This window comes from Pantoea sp. BR_17, assembly GCF_041955125.1.
GTDB lineage: Bacteria > Pseudomonadota > Gammaproteobacteria > Enterobacterales > Enterobacteriaceae > Pantoea > Pantoea stewartii.
In genome coordinates this window covers 162872-180332 of record NZ_JAVAXT010000007.1, presented here as the reverse complement: position 1 = coordinate 180332, position 17461 = coordinate 162872, and the positions used below count along the sequence as shown (strand labels likewise).

Below are 17461 nucleotides of genomic sequence, written 5' to 3'. Positions count from 1 at the left end.
AGTCAGTAAGAGGGAGGTTGTTCATCAGAAACGATGAAGGTAGGGCGCAATTTTTTACACAAGATTACTGAAAGGTGAGGTCAGACGCGGCTTAACGCCTGATTTTATGCTTCGCTTGGCATAATAACGGTTAACAATAATCAAAAATGCCTGGCAATGCCGTTAGGTAGTCAACGGGCGGTAATATAAAATGAACTGGTAGCAATAACGAAAATAACATTCAGCACCTCTTTCATGGTTGATTATTAACTGATGGTTAAAAAAGAGAGTATCAAACAAGCGTTCACTGCCAGGCTGATCGCCGCGTGTGAAAGTGCGGGCATCACCGGTCATGGCCGAAATAAGCAGGTCGCCTGTGCGCTGCAACAGCAGGGTTGTCAGATTTCCGCACCCGGCGTGTGGAAATGGTTTAACGCGCAGTCCGTGCCCGATAACGGCAATCTTCTGGCGCTCAGCCAGTTACTGGGTGTCAGAGTAGAATGGTTGCAATATGGCATGGAGCAGACACCGGAACCGTATTTACTGCAGGATATGCCGTGCCAAAAAAGCACGTTTCGCGTTAACAGTTTTGACCTGGGGCAAACGTCAGCAATGGGGGTTCCCGTCGGGGATGACTTCGTTGAAACGATTAAGGCTATCGAATACGGGCAGGAGGAAGCCCGCATCTTGTTCAGCGGCCGCCCGGCCGATCATATTCGGTTAATCGCAATGAACAGCGATGCCATGTCAGACACATTTGCCCCACGGGATCAGCTGTTTGTGGACATTAGCGTGCAGACATTCGACGGAGATGGCATCTACATCTTTACGCTGGACGACAGACTTTACCTCAAACGCCTGCAACTGCAGCATAAAAGAATTGCTGTTATCTCAGATAATAAACGTTACGAGACCTGGTATCTGGACCGGAATGATGCGGGCAGTTTAACCGTTCTTGCAAAGGTGATCATGAGCCAGGCCAGGCAGTATCATATTCTGGGTTAGGCAATTCAGTCAGACTGATGATCCTTAAGTGAAAAAATAATCGGTCTAAATTCAAAAAGTTAACTTATGGTAAAAAATAAATTAACCAGTGGTGTTTGATAAAGCATAAGAACCTGTTAATAATTTGAGCAGGGACGAAAAAAGTTGTTACCTCCAGGATGAAACGCTCTTAAACAATTGAGGCGCTGCACAAGCGCGAATCAACCCCCCAACGCTAATGAGCTTTGGGATGGGGTGGATGCGTACCGTGCAGTGTCATCAGATGCCGCCCGAACCCTTTGCTTACCCTTCCACCTGACTGATTATTCAGCCGGGAGGAGTGCCTGTGAACAGCATTCCGCGACGTTCAGGCGTGTTCAACGGAGCGAAAATGCTTGCCTGCCACCCTATCGCCAAAGACTCATTCACAGGAGGAGTTATGGCGATAATCCAGTATGGCAAAAGCGTTTTTACAGGCAATGCACGAACTCGCCGTCATCAGCGGCGTCAACCTCTTAACCGTCTCAAACACAGTATTGACGAAGCACTTAACTGTCCACCCGAAACCCGCACGCTTCGCCGCGCAGAGCAAATCTGTCAGCGGCAAGTGATATCGGCTGTTGATCGCGCGATTGCCGCACCGCGCCTGAGAAGCCAGGAGATATCAGGATTTGATAATTGCTGCCTGCCCCATGTTCATCTCTATGCGGTCCGTTGAACGAATTTTTCGTCACTGATTTTACGCCTGTCGCAGACATCTCCATCCTTTCTGACCTTTTGTAAATGCTTCAATGCTGCTGCATGTTCACCCGACATCGCCGCTGCGTTTATCCCTGCACTAATCAGTTTGTTTTATGTTTTGTCAGTCCGGTCGGTTATGTCTGCATCGTCTATGAGGAGTTTTTATGAGCCAGATTATTGCAATTCTGAATTTTGAAGAGGGTTACGCAGAAATGCCCTATCTCGATACGCTGGGGTTTCCTACCGTTGCAGGCGGCATCCGTATTGGCCCGAAAGGCGCATCGCTAAGTAACTATGTCATGCGGGTTCCCCGGCGGGTCGGGGATGTCTGGAAGCAATGCATTCTGGAAAACAAGATCACAGATATGCAAAGCCGTGCGCCCATTAAGCTGGCGCTGGAGAAATGTAATGAGGCGCGTACCGATGTTCTGATGAGTATGGCCTATCAGCTTGGCGTAGATGGCATTTTGCAGTTTAAAAACATGCTCAACGCGATTGCCCAGGAAAACTTTGTTGAGGCCGGTGAGGCCATGCTCAACAGCCTGTGGGCGCGGCAGACACCGGGCCGTGTCCGGCGTCATGCCGAAGTGATGCGCAGCGGAAACTATGACGTCTACCGGGGGTTACTATGAGATGGTTACTTTTCATTATCGCGGTGTTAAGCGTCATTATCATTTTGCTGTTAATGCAGCGCTTCACCACGCTTCAGTTTGTTTCTCACGCCAAATTGTTGTTTAAAACCTGGTCTGTATGGCTTGCCTCGCTGGGATCGATGCTCAGTGCCTGGGTTCAGTCGTTTCCGTCTTCTGCGCTCAATGCCTGGCAAACACTGCCGGAGGACGTAAAAAGCATTCTTCCCCACAACTATCTGGGTCTTATCGGTGCCTTCATGGTGGCGATGGGCGTGATTGCGCAGTTTGTTCGCCAGAAAACCCTGCTCAATGAAAAACGGCAAAGTAAGGAGATGGAGTCATGACGTTTTTTTCTCTGTTAACCAACGGTGGCTGGCACTGGTTGGCTGCGCTGGGTGCGCTGATGGCGGCTTTGGGAGCCAGTTACTTCGGTGGCAAAAAAATTGGCAAGGTGCAACAGCAGGCGCAGTCAGAAGCCGAGGGGGCCAGGCAAGAGGCAGACCGCCTGACGAAGATTACTCATCAACAGCAACACAATAGTGAGGAGGCGAAGCGTGTGGCGACTGATAACCTCAATCTTGATGATGCTGCTGCTCGCGACAAGTTGCAGCAGTCCAAATATAACCAGCCCTGAACCCATCATCTCTAACGATTCAGCCTGCATTCTCTTTTCCCCTATTTACACCCATGGCGATGACGCGCAGAAGGCAGACATTCGCACTGTGCGCGCCATCAATGCCCATAACGATCTCTGGGATGCCCTCTGTGGACATCCCTCATCGTCAAAATAGTTAACTAAATGATTTATAAACCCTTATCCTGAGGAGGATATCATGATTGAAGTCAACTCATTTGCTGAGCTGCGTACTACCGTGCCGTCAAAAGCAGGTGAAATTGCCATGTTAAAACGCTACTACGACAAAGACTCCAGTTTCCGGGGCGGCGGTGATTTTGTGGGATTCACCGGCACCACCACGTTAAAAGACGATGGCGGTACAGTCGCCGTTGGCAATAACTTTTACTGGAAGCGTTCGATTAACGATCCACGTGAAGTTAACATCCTGCATTTTGGCGCGAAAGGCGATGGCGTAACCGATGACACCGATGCGTTTAAACGTATTCTTGGCTGGTCACAAACTTACAGCCAAAATATGAAAGGTTTACCGGTCCGTTTTCCCGGCGGACGTTTCCTGATCATGCCAATGGACCTGAGTGATACAGAAATGCCGTTCTTTGGTCTGGCCGGCGATGACCTGGCGCTGGGTTCTCTGCCTGGCACAACCCTTATCTCCGACAAAAGCGCCAATACGCTGTTTAAGGTTAAAGCCCGTAGGACGACGATCCGTGGTATCACCTGGGACGGGCAAGCCAGCGCGGATATTGTTGCCAATAAAGCCACCATCACCCCCGAGATGTGCAGCAACACTCAGCCTTTCTTTGAAAATATTTGTGTGGAAGGGCAAATCGTCAATATTAGCTGTTTTCGCGGCCAGCGCAGTGGCGGCACGATTTTTAAACTGCAGGACACGCTCGACAGTAAGTTTGAGCAAATCTACACCAATACCACCTACTCACGGGTGTTTGATATTGGCTGGTCAAATTCGCCCAATGGCGTGTGGGATCACTCCACGGCGGTTGAATTGTGCAACGCGAATTTCCAGACAGGCTATGGCGATGCCACGCTTTACATGCCGCGCATGACACAGGCGATTATGCGCAACGTGTGGATTGAACATACGCGTAATCCCGGCGATCTGTCTGATGGCGGCTGGACAATTGATACGCTCAACGTCGAAGACTGTAGTGCACCTTTAATCCTCAATAATGCGCGCGTGGTAATGCGCCATATTAACCTGCAGGCGGGCGCAAAGCTCAGTCAGGATCTGGTCACGGGCAAATGGCTTTCTACTTTCGAGTATGGCTATCGCCGCGACGAGAACTACGGCACGTTTATGAGTGGATCGCTACGGGCAGGGTACTTCAGTGGCTATAAAGTCGTGAATAATACTGCGACGGATAACTGGTATCGCCTGGGCCAGGTGTTTTTCCCTTCACCCAATCAGCAATGGGTTATTGAGTTGATTGGCAAAGCGGATAACACCACGCCTTCGGGAACTGCTACGTCACCCGTTAACATGCCGGGTACAGGGAAAACGTGGATCAACCTACAACGGCTGGATACCGTCTGGGCGGATGCCTGCCACATGGGTCAACCTGCTGTTATGGATATTCGCTACAACCGGGTGGGCACCACCTATGCTGGCGTGTGGGTCAAGCTGCGCGCTAACAGCGGTGAGACCATGTTTAACCTGAAAACGACCGGGCCGACGCGCTTTGACACCGGATCCTGCTCACTTTTCCAGAGTGATATGTCTCAGGTTGATGACGTCACAAAAGTCGGGACGCTAAAACCCGCTGCACGCTTTGGTCTTCACAATGGTGTAGCGGGGCTGGGCGCCAATGAAAAAGGGGTGGTAACCCTGGCGACCGCAGAAGGCTCGCCGACAAATAAAACAACGCCGACCGGATTTGTGCTGATGAATATAAACGGCGTCGATCGGAAGGTGGCGTATTACGATTAGCATGCATACACATTCGCGAGGCTTCGGCCTCGCGACGTTTATTTACATGCTGGCAGATGTTGAAGTGTTATTGCGATGATCTGACGCGCTGTGCGGACAGATCGCTTCCGTTTTATAAACCTTTACTAAACAACCTGCCGTTATTCGCCATGAGTGATAACGCAAAGCGCACTGCATGACAAAAATTTTTACGTTTCAATACTAAAAATTAAAGTCCCAATAACTCTTCGCAAGAAACACTCCATTCTTGCAACACAAGGAACACGTTGTATGGTGGCTGCCATTATCATTGGTATTTTTATTATTAGCGTTATCTATGCGCACTCACGCGGTGTAGAAAAGCAAAAGTTTTCACGTCAGTTATTTGATCACTCGACCTTTATGGCGCCCATCAATATGTTTATGACGGGCTTCTCCAGGTTGCCGGCAAAACAGCCTTATTTCCCGACGGATGATTTTCCTGAACTTCGTCAGCTTACCGATAACTGGGAGGTTATCCGTGAGGAGGCGATACGGCTTCAGGATCACATCAAAGCGGCACAAAGCCATAATGATGCAGGTTTTAACACCTTCTTTAAACGTGGCTGGAAACGTTTTTACCTTAAGTGGTATAGCGATGTGCACCCTTCAGCACAGCAGCTGTGTCCTGTGACCACGGCACTGGTGAGTCAGATCCCGTCCATCAAAGCAGCCATGTTTGCAGAACTGCCTGCAGGCAGTCATTTAGGTAAACACCGCGATCCCTACGCGGGATCGGTGCGTTATCACCTTGGCCTGGTGACGCCCAATGACGACCGTTGTTTCATCGAAGTGGATCGCCAGCGCCATAGCTGGCGCGATGGTCAGGCGGTGATTTTTGACGAAACGTATGTGCACTGGGCGCAGAATGAAAGCGAGCAAACGCGCATTATTCTGTTCTGCGATATTGAGCGGCCGATGAAATGGCGCTGGGCACAGGCGGTTAATCACTGGGTTGGCAATACATTAATGTCGGCAGCCGCCTCGCCCAATGATGAGAATGACAAAACGGGATTCATTAACCGGATTTTTAAATACGTTAATGCTGTTCGCGATGCCGGACAGAAGCTGAAAAAGCGTAACCGGACCCTTTATTACTGGGTAAAACATAGCTTAATTGCCCTGATCTTTTTGGCGATCATTGTCCCGGGTATGATGTAGCAAAATAACAAGGCGGTCAGGCGCAGACTGACCGCCTCATTGGCTGGCGAATATAACCGACAGCCCTTACTTTAGTTTGAACTCACTGGCATCAATCGCATAGTGTTTCATTTTTCGCCATAAGGTGGTGCGTCCAATATTCAGCATCGCCGACATAGCCTGTACCTTGCCGTGCGTCATTCGGGCTGCCTGAAGAATCGCTTCTTTTTCAATGGCGCGAAAAGACAAATCATCCGGCAACAACGCCGTGCCGGCAGTATTATCAGCCTGTTCAGAAAACAGTGATTCAGGCAGGTTGCTTAGCCGGATATGGCCATTTTCACTGCGGATCGCAATATTCTCGATTACGCTGTTGAGCTCAAAGTCATTGCCTGGCCATCCATACTGCATTAACTGCGTGATAACCTCGTCATCCACTTTAAAACGTGATGAAAACCGCTTTTCCAGCCTGCGCAACCGGGTGTTAATGAGACAGGGAATGCTGTGACGGCGCGCCCGCAGAGGCGGTATGGCAATTTCAAAGGAATGTAAGGCGTAATAAAGCTGACGGCTAAAACGATTCTGTTCCACAAGATGGGCCAGATTAGTGGTCGTTGTGGCAATCACTTTGATATCAACAGGAATAAGCCGCCGGGCATCCAGCCGGGTCAGTACGCCCTGTTTGATGACCTGAAGCAGCACAGACTGCTGAGCCGGAGTCAGATATTCAATCTTTTCCAAAAACAACGTGCCGCCGCTGGCCAGCGCCAGTCGGCTTAACCGGCCATCTTCATCCTCGCCGGGCGCACTGCCTGTAAAATCCTCTCCCAGAGAATTGTCGGCATAAAGTTGACAGTTAACCGCAATGTAGGGGCCACTCGCCCGGTCGCTTTCATTATGAATCGCCTGGCTGAGTAGCTCTTTCCCCACGCCTTCTTCCCCACACAGTAAGACCGGAAAGCGGCCTTTTGCGGCCTGACGGCCGAAACAAACCAAACGTCGTGTTTCCGCATCTTCTTCAGGCATTTGTTCAAACGTATGGCTGACTTTGCCTAACTGACTGGTCATCAACTGGCGCATCTGCTCAACCGGATGAAGCAGCAAAATAAAACTGTTGCCCTGGGGTTCAACAATCGGTTTCAACGTAATGACGGCATCCACAAACTGGTGCTGGCTTTCAAACGTGACTTCTACATGCTTCAGCGCCTGAACCTGGGTGATGGCCCGACGCAACAGGGCAGGCAGGGTCACCAAATCCGCCAGCATTTTTCCCTGACTGGTCAACGCATTCAGATGCAACATCCGTGCGGCCCGGGCGTTGAGAAACTGCAACACGCCTTGCTCGTTCCAGGCCATCACGCCGTCATCCATGCTTTCCAGCAGGCCATTGAGTTGATTCAGATGGCGGTTGGACTCGGTAAGCAAAGTGTCCGTCAGTAACGAGTTGCCCACTTCACGGGCAATGACTAACGTCAGAGAAAGATCTGACGATGCCTGCGTCTTGTCCTGGCAGGCCAGAGAAATGGAGCCAAATAAGCGACCATGATTATCAAATATTGGGGTTGAGCAGAAAAACCAGGGATGAAGGGCCCGTTTGAAGTGCTGTTCGCCGTGGGTCTTAATGGGCTGACCTTCAAGCGCCGCCAGCGATAAGGCACAGGTACCGATAATGCTTTCCGCACAATAGCTGCCATCCCGCATGCCTAATGCGTCAAGCTGCATCAGCGTTTCAGGCGCGCCGCAGCGGGTCAGAATACAGGCTGATTCGTCCAGAATGAGCAGCGCACAGGCACGGTTTTCCATGTATTCCCATGCATCCTCCAGCGTCGCCTGACCGAGGGTTATCAACGCGGCTTTACGTCGACATATGGATTCATAGGTCAGGCCCTGCGCCTGGTGTGGCGTCTGCCAGTTATCGCGTTGCATATATTTACTGCAGCGCTGCCATGACTGCGTAATCACCACTGAACCGTCATTATTGCTATGGGGAGGTAAACCCGTCATCACGTTTTCCGCCAGAAAACCATAGAAAATCCCTCTGACAGATCCGGTCAGAGGGACGCCTGGTGCCCGTGATACCCGGGCCAGCGGTTACCGGCAGTCGGCTAACGTGACAGCCACTGCTGCCCCAGCAGACCCGCAGTCACAATGGCTGCGTACACGCTGTCCGGTGTAACCGGGAACGGCATATTGTGGATGGTTTCGCCTTCCACGCAGGCCGCATGGGCAACCGCGCTTATTTTCTCTTCAATGCCGTGTTTCACTCCCATCTGTGCCAGCGTGACAGGCAGGCCCACTTTCTGGCAGAAGTTCAGCACGGTTTCGATCTCATCTGTCGGGCTGTTTTGCAGTACCAACTGCGCGAGCGTACCAAACGCCACTTTTTCGCCATGATAAAGATGATGGCACTCTTCCAGCACGGTAAATGCGTTGTGAATCGCATGGGCGGCAGCCAGACCGCTGCTCTCAAAACCAATACCACTCAGATAGGTGTTGGCTTCCACAATACGTTCCAGGGCTTCCGTGACGACGCCCGCCTGGGCGGCACAGCGCGCTTTTTCGCCCTCAGCCAGAAGCGTCTCGTAGCACAGACGCGCCAGGCTTAACGCGGCCGCGGTCGATTTCCCTCCCGCCATACTGGTTGCGCCCGAGTCATAACAGGCTTTTGCTTCAAACCAGGTCGACAGGGCATCACCCATACCGGCGACCAGTAAGCGAACCGGGGCTTTGGCAATGATTGTAGTATCCATGACCACCATGTCAGGGTTTTTGGGATAGATCAGGTACTCAGCAAACTCACCGGATTCGGTATAAATGACCGACAGCGCGCTGGTGGGCGCATCCGTCGACGCGATGGTCGGGATCACCACCACCGGCAGTTTCAGATACCAGGCGACGGCTTTAGCGGTGTCCAGCGTTTTCCCCCCACCCAGTCCGATCACGCCCCGGCAGCCATGCTGTTCGACAAGGGCCATCAGGCGTTCTATTTCCGTCCGGCAACACTCCCCGTTAAAGCGTTCGGCATGGCAGGTCACACTGTGGCTGGCAAGGCCGGACAGGACCTGATCGCCCGCCAGTTTCATCACAACGTCATCGGCAATCACAAAAAAATGATTTGCCAGGTTTTTGGCATATTCCCCAAAGGACAACAAGGCATCGGGGCCCTGAATATATTTCGCTGGAGACTGAATAATTTTTGGCATTCCTTTCACCCTCAAGTAAGAACATGTTCGCAAGATGAACGCGCGCATCTTTCTGGCTCAGTTGGCGATGTGAGCCGGATGATGACCGGCGTACGCGACTCACTTTACGATCAACGGTGAGGGGAAATATTTTTGACGCCAACGTTCTTATATGGAACGCCATACGGCCAGTTATGTTCCATCCTGAAACAATAAACGCGCTCGAAAAGCCATGTTGCGATCGCGATCGCCTCTTAGCGGTTAAGAGACTACCCGGAACCCATGTGAGAGGAAGGACGCGACTGCGCGCCAGCCTGAGGGGATAAAACGCTTATCGCTCAGACAGATTGATCACGTGCAACGATCCCGATTTCTTGCTTTGCCTCTCATTTTTCGCCGTAAGTGCGATAAAACGTTTCATAACGAAACATAATAACGCAGCAAAACGTTCCCTTATGGAACGCTGAAGAGGGGCATTTTTTTTCCTGTCGACTCCGTAAGAATCACTCCACCGACGCGCTGCTTTTCGCCGTCTCGCTCTCCTGATAATGCTGTCCCTTTTGCTAAGGCAAGAGCGGCGGCAAACCGATGCTAACGGAGCATACCCATGAAAAAGCTGATTAATCGTGTGGAAGATGTATTGAGTGAACAACTTGCAGGCTTCGCTCGTGCCCATCCTGAACTGACGCTGCATCAGGATCCAGTTTGTATGACGCGCGCCGATGCGCCTGTCGCCGGAAAGGTTGCCTTACTGTCGGGCGGCGGAAGCGGCCATGAACCGATGCACTGCGGATTTATTGGTCCGGGCATGCTTTCGGGTGCCTGCCCGGGTGAGATTTTCACCTCGCCAACGCCGGATAAAATGTATGAATGCGCCATGAAAATTGACGGTGGTGAAGGCGTACTGATGATAATCAAAAATTACACCGGTGATATTCTCAACTTCGAAACCGCCACCGAGCTGCTGCACGAAAGCGGTGTAAAAGTCACCACAGTGGTGGTTGACGATGACGTGGCCGTAAAAGACAGTCTCTACACGACAGGACGACGTGGTGTGGCGAATACGGTACTGATTGAAAAACTGCTTGGCGCCGCAGCGGAGCGGGGCGATTCACTGGAAGCCTGTGCGGCGCTGGGACGTAAACTCAATAACCTGGGCCACTCGATCGGTATTGCGTTAGGCGCCTGTACCGTGCCCGCCGCCGGCAAACGCTCGTTCGAACTTCAGGACAACGAAATGGAGTTCGGTGTAGGGATTCATGGCGAACCCGGCATCGACCGCCGTACTTTTACCTCGCTGGACAAGACGGCCGATGAGATGTTCGACACGCTGCTGGAGAATGGCAACTACAGCCGTACCCTACGTCACTGGGATCAAAACAGCGGAAGCTGGCAAGAGGTTAAACACAGTAAGCAGGCATTAACCCGCGGCGATCGTGTGATTGCGCTGGTTAATAATCTGGGCGCTACGCCACTGTCAGAACTGTATGGTGTTTATAACCGCCTGGCTCAGCGTTGCGACGAAAGCGGCATCACTATCGCGCGAAATCTGGTGGGCAGCTACTGCACATCGCTGGATATGGTGGGCTTTTCCATCACGCTGTTAAGCGTGGATGATGAGGCCCTGTCACTGTGGGATGCCCCGGTACACACACCTGCCCTGAACTGGGGCTGTTAAGGAGTTCGACATGTCACTTACCCGCGCCCAAATTGTGAACTGGCTTTACCGCTGTGGTGAAGTTTTTACCCGTGAAAGTGATTTTCTCACCGGCCTGGATCGCGAAATTGGCGACGCCGATCACGGCTTAAATATGCACCGGGGTTTCAGTAAGGTGGTCGAGAAGCTGCCCGCGATTGCCGATAAGGATATTGGCTTTATCCTCAAAAATACCGGCATGACGCTGCTTTCCAATGTGGGCGGTGCCAGCGGGCCGTTGTTTGGCACTTTCTTTATCCGGGCGGCGCAGGTCACACAGGCACATCAGAGCCTGACGCTGGAAGAGCTGTATCAAATGATACGCGAAGGGGCCGAAGGCGTGGTGAATCGAGGAAAAGCGGAACCCGGCGATAAAACGATGTGTGATGTCTGGCTTGCGGTGGTGGCGTCACTGCGGCACGCCAGTGAGCAAAATATGTCGGTCATCGCCGCGCTGGATGCCGCCTGCGAGCAGGCAGAAACGGCCGCTCACGCCACCATTACAATGCAGGCTCGCAAAGGCCGCGCCAGTTACCTGGGAGAGCGCAGTATTGGTCATCAGGATCCGGGGGCAACATCGGTGATGTTTATGATGCAGATGCTGGCTGCCGCCGCCAAAGCTTAAGGAGAAGCACATGGTAAATTTGGTGATCGTGTCACACAGTGCGTTGCTGGGTAACGGCGTGGAGATGCTGGCGCGACAAATGTTAACCGGCGATCGCTGCAAGCTGGCGGTCGCTGCCGGCATTGACGATCCTGATCATCCCATTGGCACGGATCCCGTGAAAGTGATGGCGGCGATCGAATCGGTGGCAGATGCGGATCATGTTCTGGTCATGATGGATATGGGAAGTGCGCTGTTAAGTGCAGAAACGGCGCTTGAGCTGCTTGATCCTGCCATTGCGGCCAAAGTGCGTTTGTGTGCCGCACCGCTGGTGGAAGGTACGCTGGCGGCAACCGTCAGTGCGGCGGCGGGTGCCGATATCGAAAAGGTGATGACGGTGGCCATGAAGGCGCTGGAGGCGAAGCAGGCACAACTGGGTATTGCACCTGATAGTGCCGTTGCCAGCGTCGCCACCGTTAACCCACACGAGGACGCACAATCGGTCACGGTGACCGTAAAAAATCACCATGGCCTGCACGTCCGTCCTGCTTCACGGCTTGTGGCCACGCTGGCTGGCTTTGATGCGGAGTTGGTACTGAAAAAAGATAACCAGTGTGTCACGCCAGACAGTCTCAACCAGATTGCTCTGCTGCAGGTGCGCTGTAACGATCAGATTACCTTGTCGGCACGTGGCCCCGAAGCGGGCGCTGCGCTGGAAGCGTTCACCTCTCTGGCAGCGGAAAATTTTGGCGAGCAACCTGAAACGATGTCGCTCAGGACAACGGTACCGGACACGGGACAGGTGCAGGGTAAAGCGGTGTTTTATCCCTTGCCGCTGGCGCAGCCTGACCGGCGTCCATGTGCCGATGAGCAGCAGGAATGCCGACGGCTGAAGCAGGCAATCGCTGACACTCTCTGTGATCTGGATGCGCTGCATAAACGGGCAGAAGCGAATTATGGCGAGGCGGTAGCCGCTATTTTCGCCGGGCATCACACGTTGCTGGATGATGCAGATATGTTTGATGAAGCCTGCGAGAAGATTCGTGCGGCGCGGTGCTGTGCCGAATCCGCCTGGTATGAGGTACTCATGGCGCTGAGTCAGCAATACCGGCAACTGGATGATGCTTACCTGCAGGCGAGATTTATCGATATTCAAGACATCCTGCACCGCACCCTGTGTCACCTTAGCGGTCGTGAGATTACGCTTCCAACACCGGATGTCCCCGCGATTCTGATTGCCGATGACATCTTTCCCTCTGCGGTCGCCAGTCTGGATGTGAAGCAGATAAAAGGCATTTGCCTGCGGGAGGGCAGTGCGCTCTCTCACGCTGCCATTATTGCCCGCGAAGCCGGTGTTGCCTTTCTCTGTCAGCAGGGTGATATGCTGGATATCATTCAGCCAGAGGACAGGCTGATGATAGATGTCGCCGGGCAACAGATCAGAAGTCTTTAGCGCTTTTCATTCGCCCCTGATGAGGTCTTCGGGGGCTTTATTTCCCTTAAAAGACCGCAATTGTACGTTGATTTTAATATCAATTTCTTATTAACAGGGCGGTGGTTGCGGCTCAGTAGGTCAGTCAAAGGGGCAATAGGAGTTTGGCTGCCAATCAGGTGATGAACGCCGTTTTAACTGGTGTACAGATCTGTCAGCCAGTGAGGGACAGGATGATCCAGCCAACGTCGTTGGCATCAGCATTTCATTCTCAATACAGCAACACAACTCAGAACCAACTTTGCAATCTCATTTAGTCAGCGGCTCAATTAATAACTGAGGCCGGAATCGGATTATCAACGCCACCTGAAAAAGTCATGGGCCCTGCCAACGGAGGCTTAGTTAATTACGGCAGTCAGCTGAAAGGGCGTGGCGATTTAGCATTACCTACGGTAAATAAAATCGCTCTGTCAGGCGCGACATGAAAGAGTCCAGTTATGGCTCATGCGGCAGCTTCACTTTTGTCTCTATAACAAGGTCCGGTTAAATCTCAGGCCGGGGCGGATAAAAACCGTCTGGATACGGGAACGCTGGGTTTTACCGATCTGCATAACGCGGCCGACTACAAAACGGAACATCAGGGCATCGGTATGAGCTCGGGTGCCAGCATGGCGGGCCAGTTCGCCGGGAATATGGCTAACACCATGCTGGCAGGCGCTGACGGAAAAGGGCATGCTGAAGGAACTACCCGGTCAGCGGGTTGTTGGTGTAGCTGCATCTTTAGTCTGCGCTAAATAACGTCTTCTACCCTTCTTTAACCGCCTTCCTTGCAAAGTTCCAGCGGCGGTACTGATACTTACTAATCAGGCTCTCCAGCACTTCACGTACTATCGCCTGCACAGCCTCGACGTGCAAACAGAAGAAAATATGGCACAGGCTTCATAATGCAGATTGCTGCGCAGGCAGTCAGCGGCGTATTCTCAGCGCTTGCAGGTGGAAATGCCAGCGGTGCAGTCGCTGCAGGTGCGGCACCGCTACTTGCTCAAATGTTTAAGCAGGCATCCGGTGACAATGATGCCATGCGCATCCTGCTTCGTACACTGGCCTCCGGTCTTATCGCAGGGCTCAGGGCGGTAGCGTGGCTGGCGCAGCGGCGGGGGGATTCACCGCTGCCGCTCTCTGGGCACCAAGATGTGCTAAGCAGGCTGTTTTTCGGTAAAGAAGCCGCTCTCCTTACAGCCGATGAAAAACATCTGATTGCCAATATCGCTACGCTGGCACGTGCTGAAGTGGGCGGGGCTGTGAGCGGTGGCATGGGGGCAGCAAGCGGTGGCTCGGCGGCGCGGACTGAGGTTGAGAATAACTCGCTGAGTCCTGATCAGTCACTGACGTTCGATAAAGAGCTGTCGAACTGTCGAAAATCCGGTGGTGACTGCCAGGCTGTTATCGAGAAGTGGAAACAGATTAGCGATAAACAGAGTACTGAAACTGAGCAGAAGCTGAAAGATAATCCGCTGGAAGCCCAAGTTGTTGATAAGGAAATCGCTTAGGGCGGCTATGATATGGCAGATCGTCCCGGCTGGTTGAGTGGTGTCGGTGCCGATGTCATGACCAGTGAGGAAGCCAAAGCTTACGTCCACCAGTGGAATGGTCAGGATCTGGCGAAGATAGATCAAAGTAGCCCTGCCTGGACAAAGTTTGCGGCGTTTGTATCTGATCCAGAAAATCAGGCAGCACTAGCTTCCTTCGCGAACACGGGGAAAGACGTAATTCAATTAGCAAAAGCTGCGATAACTTCTCAGTTTTATCCTGTTACGATTAAAAGTTTACAGGTAGGGTTGAGGAACCCTGATTATGTCGATAAGCGCAAAAAAGATATGTTAAATGGTGATTTTAAATTCTCTGCTCCTAAAGGGAAAATAGCTGGTTACATTGATAGTCAGGGACGTTCTTATATAACTGAAGGAAACCATTGAATGGTAGCTGCTCAAGATATATATATACAGACGGGTGATGAAAAATATATTGATCAGTTATTAAAAAATGGTGTTTGGACTCAAGTTAAAAGTGCTCCTGCCGGAACAGTATCTATGCCTAAGCGCTGATAAGGTTGATCATAATGACAAAAACAGAAATATACATCCAGATGCTTAATCTTGTCTTACCTTATGTAAGAAGTATTCAGTCAAAAAATGCTTGGGTAAAGGCAAGAGATATCTCCTGCTATTTTGAAACTGAACTTATACATAACTTACCTAAAAGTATTGCGGAGCGAGATATGATAGAGCATGATGTATGGTTCCTGAATAATCAGGCTAAAAGTTATTTTGAAAAATGTAGAGAAGATATATCACCTAATTATAATCAGCACACCGAATATATTAAGTTATTGTTTAAAATGGTGCCTGATAATTTAAAGCCTAAACTACAATGGCAAGGTCCTTGATAGGATCCCGGCCCCCTGAGTCGGGATCGTTTTACGTTTTAACAGTTCTTACGCAAAATGCCCGTTTCCGCGTCTGTACATTGGCAGATCGCCGGTATCATTAATCGCCCCCGGAAACCCTTCCAGCCAAAGTTTCATCTTAAAATAATTGAGGCAGACTGTATTGGTAGTGGATTAAAACCAGATCCAACTCATAGAGGTGCCAGTTATCTGAGCCGCGAGCAATTAATGGAAGGAAAGGTTTTTACCATTAAGGGTGGTGATGGTATAGAAAGGAAATTGCTACAAGCCGAAGGTTCATTTAATGATAAGACAGGTATATTTGAATATACATGTGATAATACAGGCCGGGAAGGTTACGGTTGAGAATAATTACCTGAGCAGCACGGAGAAGAGCCGCCAGACGGATTTGAACCACAAGCAGAGCCTGACGCCGCAGGAGCAGAAAGAGAAAGACATGCTTAACCGCAAGGATGCGGAAACCAGTAAGGCGGTGGTTGATGCTTGTATGAGTGGCAGCGCAGAGGCCTGTAGCGCCGCCCGGCAGGATATGCTGGAGAAGCAGGGGCACCTATCAGAATCTGGGTCACCAGAATCAGAAGGAAGCGCAGGAAGGCTATCAGTAGATACAGCAGTTGCTGAATGGCATCAGTGCGGAGGCGAAGCAGACGCAGGTGCTATTTAACGGCATGGTGGCGGCGTACATACGCACTGGTATGAGTGAAGAGGCGGCCCGGGCTGCGGTGGGCTACCAGCTTGGAGCCATGTATATTGCCTGAGGGATAGCGGGTATTGGTGTTGGTAAAGCTGTTGATGAAGGGCTAACGCCGGGAGTGAAACCCTCGACAACGTCGGCGAAGCCCGGAGCCGGTGGTACTCAGGCAGAAAGTAAGCCATCAAGTGGAGCAGAGAACGCCGCGTCTTCCCCGAAACTAAAAGTCGACCTGGTACAACAGAATCTGACTAATATAGCGAAGCAGGATCCGAGGCTGGAAATAGCTATTAAAGGTGATGGGTCTGGTAAAAAAGATTTTTCAATGGGCTATGGTACTCGTACCGAAGCCGATAGGTTAGGGATGATCTGGGTTGGTGATGGAGCAAGGCAAACCAGTAAAGGCGGATGGATTAGTGCTGATAGTACTAGGGGGGGACAGACCTGCATCTGAAAAACCTAATAGTCCTTATGCAACGACTGGTACTCAATCTAATTTTGAAACATATCCCATTAATTCAAAAGGCGAATCTTTGAAAATCGGAAACGGTCATTTGAATATCACAGATTAGGATGGTGATGGTGAAAGCGATATTAAAAGGTATTGATTGTATGCATAAAGATCCTCGTACCTATGCAGGCGAAGATGATGGAACCATTGCAATTACACTTTCCTTATCTATCGGCTCTGAGCAAGAAAAAGGGAGTGATTATTTTGATGTGTTTATCTGCACCCCGGAATGGCTCTGTAAGCACCACTGGCTGCCAGAGCTGATGCGGCATACGCTTCTGGTACGTAAATACGATCTGGATGAGATCAAAAAGACCATCACCGATTATATCAATCAGTGCGAAGGTAAAGACTGGATGGAGATAGCGCAAAAACTCTCCCGCGTTTTTGCCTGGGAATTTGAAGACTACCAGCCATAAGCGATAAACCCCGTCTTTTATGGGGTCAGTTCAAGCTGTCGGGATCTTTACCCTGATTTCTTCACAACCAGGCAGACAAGATGTGTTTTTGGAGTACCGCCTTACGGCAGGCCTCTAAAACACCCAAGTCAGGGCGATGCCCCGACACCCCAGGGAAGGGATTAGCAGTAAACTATGATTTTTCGTGCGCACGAAAAAAATGCTCCGTAATGTGTTGCTGTAAAAGTTCCAGTCAGGGCAACCACTGACAGAAGGCCAGAAGCAAGAGCGGGCTGGATTACTTAACCAGTATGGTTATGAACTTCAGTCTCTGTACGGATACATCCTGCAACGAGCGGCTGACGCTATTCAGTCTCTGCCTGTAGGCAAGGCGTTTGTTGCCT

20 protein-coding genes and 1 pseudogene are annotated in these 17461 nt (G+C 51.2%); 17 read left to right on the top strand and 4 right to left on the bottom strand.

Translation table 11 applies throughout. The features are described from left to right. The first annotated feature begins 252 nt into the window (after nt 1–252). The 7 genes from RAC60_RS13030 (at nt 253) to lpxO (ending at nt 6097) form a co-directional block, all read left to right on the top strand. Nucleotides 253–984, top strand: a complete 732-nt coding sequence (locus RAC60_RS13030) for a S24 family peptidase (RefSeq protein WP_039338546.1) — start codon at nt 253–255, stop codon at nt 982–984. A gap of 418 nt (nt 985–1402) precedes the next feature. Continuing rightward, the gene (locus RAC60_RS13025) at nt 1403–1681 is read left to right on the top strand and encodes a hypothetical protein (RefSeq protein WP_072193621.1); all 279 of its coding nucleotides are present in this window, start codon (nt 1403–1405) and stop codon (nt 1679–1681) included. Between the two features lie 187 nt (nt 1682–1868). After that, a complete protein-coding gene (locus RAC60_RS13020; RefSeq protein ID WP_033738569.1) occupies nt 1869–2336 on the top strand; it encodes a glycoside hydrolase family protein in 468 nt (155 codons plus the stop codon). Further along, a complete protein-coding gene (locus RAC60_RS13015) occupies nt 2333–2680 on the top strand; it encodes a hypothetical protein (protein ID WP_006118062.1) in 348 nt (115 codons plus the stop codon). The genes RAC60_RS13020 and RAC60_RS13015 overlap by 4 nt, the downstream gene beginning before the upstream one ends. Further along, nucleotides 2677–2970 (top strand): hypothetical protein, encoded by a 294-nt coding sequence (locus RAC60_RS13010; protein ID WP_033738571.1) that lies wholly within the window; start codon nt 2677–2679, stop codon nt 2968–2970. Before RAC60_RS13015 ends, RAC60_RS13010 begins: the two co-directional genes overlap by 4 nt. A 199-nt stretch (nt 2971–3169) precedes the next feature. Next, complete coding sequence (locus RAC60_RS13005) at nt 3170–4918, top strand: glycosyl hydrolase family 28-related protein (protein WP_058708254.1); 1749 nt, start codon at nt 3170–3172, stop codon at nt 4916–4918. A gap of 270 nt (nt 4919–5188) precedes the next feature. After that, on the top strand, nt 5189–6097 hold the full coding sequence (gene lpxO, locus RAC60_RS13000; protein ID WP_033738574.1) for a lipid A hydroxylase LpxO: 909 nt from the start codon (nt 5189–5191) through the stop codon (nt 6095–6097). 66 nt (nt 6098–6163) lie between these two features. Here lpxO and dhaR read toward each other — a convergent pair whose 3' ends face one another. Both dhaR and RAC60_RS12990 read right to left on the bottom strand, forming a co-directional pair. Then, on the bottom strand, nt 6164–8080 hold the full coding sequence (dhaR, locus tag RAC60_RS12995; protein WP_058708255.1) for a dihydroxyacetone kinase operon transcriptional regulator DhaR: 1917 nt from the start codon (nt 8078–8080) through the stop codon (nt 6164–6166). A 101-nt stretch (nt 8081–8181) separates the two neighbouring features. Beyond that, complete coding sequence (locus RAC60_RS12990) at nt 8182–9279, bottom strand: glycerol dehydrogenase (protein WP_375093887.1); 1098 nt, start codon at nt 9277–9279, stop codon at nt 8182–8184. A 586-nt stretch (nt 9280–9865) separates the two neighbouring features. On the opposite strand from RAC60_RS12990, the gene dhaK reads away from it, so the two are divergent. Genes dhaK through dhaM form a run of 3 tightly spaced genes read left to right on the top strand, consistent with a single transcriptional unit; the run spans nt 9866 to nt 13011 of the window. Beyond that, a complete protein-coding gene (dhaK, locus tag RAC60_RS12985; RefSeq protein WP_058708256.1) occupies nt 9866–10936 on the top strand; it encodes a dihydroxyacetone kinase subunit DhaK in 1071 nt (356 codons plus the stop codon). 10 nt (nt 10937–10946) lie between these two features. Further along, nucleotides 10947–11579 carry a dihydroxyacetone kinase subunit DhaL gene (gene dhaL, locus RAC60_RS12980; RefSeq protein WP_006118067.1) on the top strand — a complete coding sequence of 211 codons (633 nt, stop codon included), beginning with the start codon at nt 10947–10949 and terminating at the stop codon, nt 11577–11579. A 10-nt stretch (nt 11580–11589) separates the two neighbouring features. Continuing rightward, nucleotides 11590–13011: a dihydroxyacetone kinase phosphoryl donor subunit DhaM gene (dhaM, locus tag RAC60_RS12975; RefSeq protein ID WP_058708257.1), complete on the top strand. Its 1422-nt coding sequence runs from the start codon at nt 11590–11592 to the stop codon at nt 13009–13011. A 506-nt stretch (nt 13012–13517) separates the two neighbouring features. Here the strand turns inward: dhaM and RAC60_RS12970 are convergent. Both RAC60_RS12970 and RAC60_RS12965 read right to left on the bottom strand, forming a co-directional pair. Continuing rightward, a complete protein-coding gene (locus RAC60_RS12970) occupies nt 13518–13724 on the bottom strand; it encodes a hypothetical protein (RefSeq protein WP_375093886.1) in 207 nt (68 codons plus the stop codon). A 70-nt stretch (nt 13725–13794) separates the two neighbouring features. Next, a pseudogene (locus RAC60_RS12965) lies at nt 13795–13896 on the bottom strand (RstR family transcriptional regulator); the annotation flags it as partial. Between the two features lie 38 nt (nt 13897–13934). On the opposite strand from RAC60_RS12965, the gene RAC60_RS12960 reads away from it, so the two are divergent. The 7 genes from RAC60_RS12960 (at nt 13935) to RAC60_RS12930 (ending at nt 17078) form a co-directional block, all read left to right on the top strand. Continuing rightward, the gene (locus RAC60_RS12960) at nt 13935–14540 is read left to right on the top strand and encodes a VENN motif pre-toxin domain-containing protein (protein ID WP_324028970.1); all 606 of its coding nucleotides are present in this window, start codon (nt 13935–13937) and stop codon (nt 14538–14540) included. A gap of 12 nt (nt 14541–14552) precedes the next feature. Next, on the top strand, nt 14553–14966 hold the full coding sequence (locus RAC60_RS12955) for a hypothetical protein (RefSeq protein WP_324028968.1): 414 nt from the start codon (nt 14553–14555) through the stop codon (nt 14964–14966). Then, entirely contained in the window at nt 14967–15095 is a 129-nt protein-coding gene (locus tag RAC60_RS12950) for a hypothetical protein (protein ID WP_269751055.1), read from the top strand. A gap of 14 nt (nt 15096–15109) precedes the next feature. Further along, a complete protein-coding gene (locus RAC60_RS12945; protein WP_375093885.1) occupies nt 15110–15436 on the top strand; it encodes a zinc ABC transporter substrate-binding protein in 327 nt (108 codons plus the stop codon). A 304-nt stretch (nt 15437–15740) separates the two neighbouring features. After that, a complete protein-coding gene (locus RAC60_RS12940; RefSeq protein ID WP_375093884.1) occupies nt 15741–16121 on the top strand; it encodes a hypothetical protein in 381 nt (126 codons plus the stop codon). Nucleotides 16122–16528: 407 nt separating this feature from the next. Next, nucleotides 16529–16720, top strand: coding sequence for a hypothetical protein (locus RAC60_RS12935; protein WP_324028962.1), 192 nt, complete (start codon nt 16529–16531; stop codon nt 16718–16720). A gap of 10 nt (nt 16721–16730) precedes the next feature. Further along, the gene (locus tag RAC60_RS12930; RefSeq protein WP_255421331.1) at nt 16731–17078 is read left to right on the top strand and encodes an immunity 8 family protein; all 348 of its coding nucleotides are present in this window, start codon (nt 16731–16733) and stop codon (nt 17076–17078) included. Nucleotides 17079–17461 lie beyond the last annotated feature (383 nt).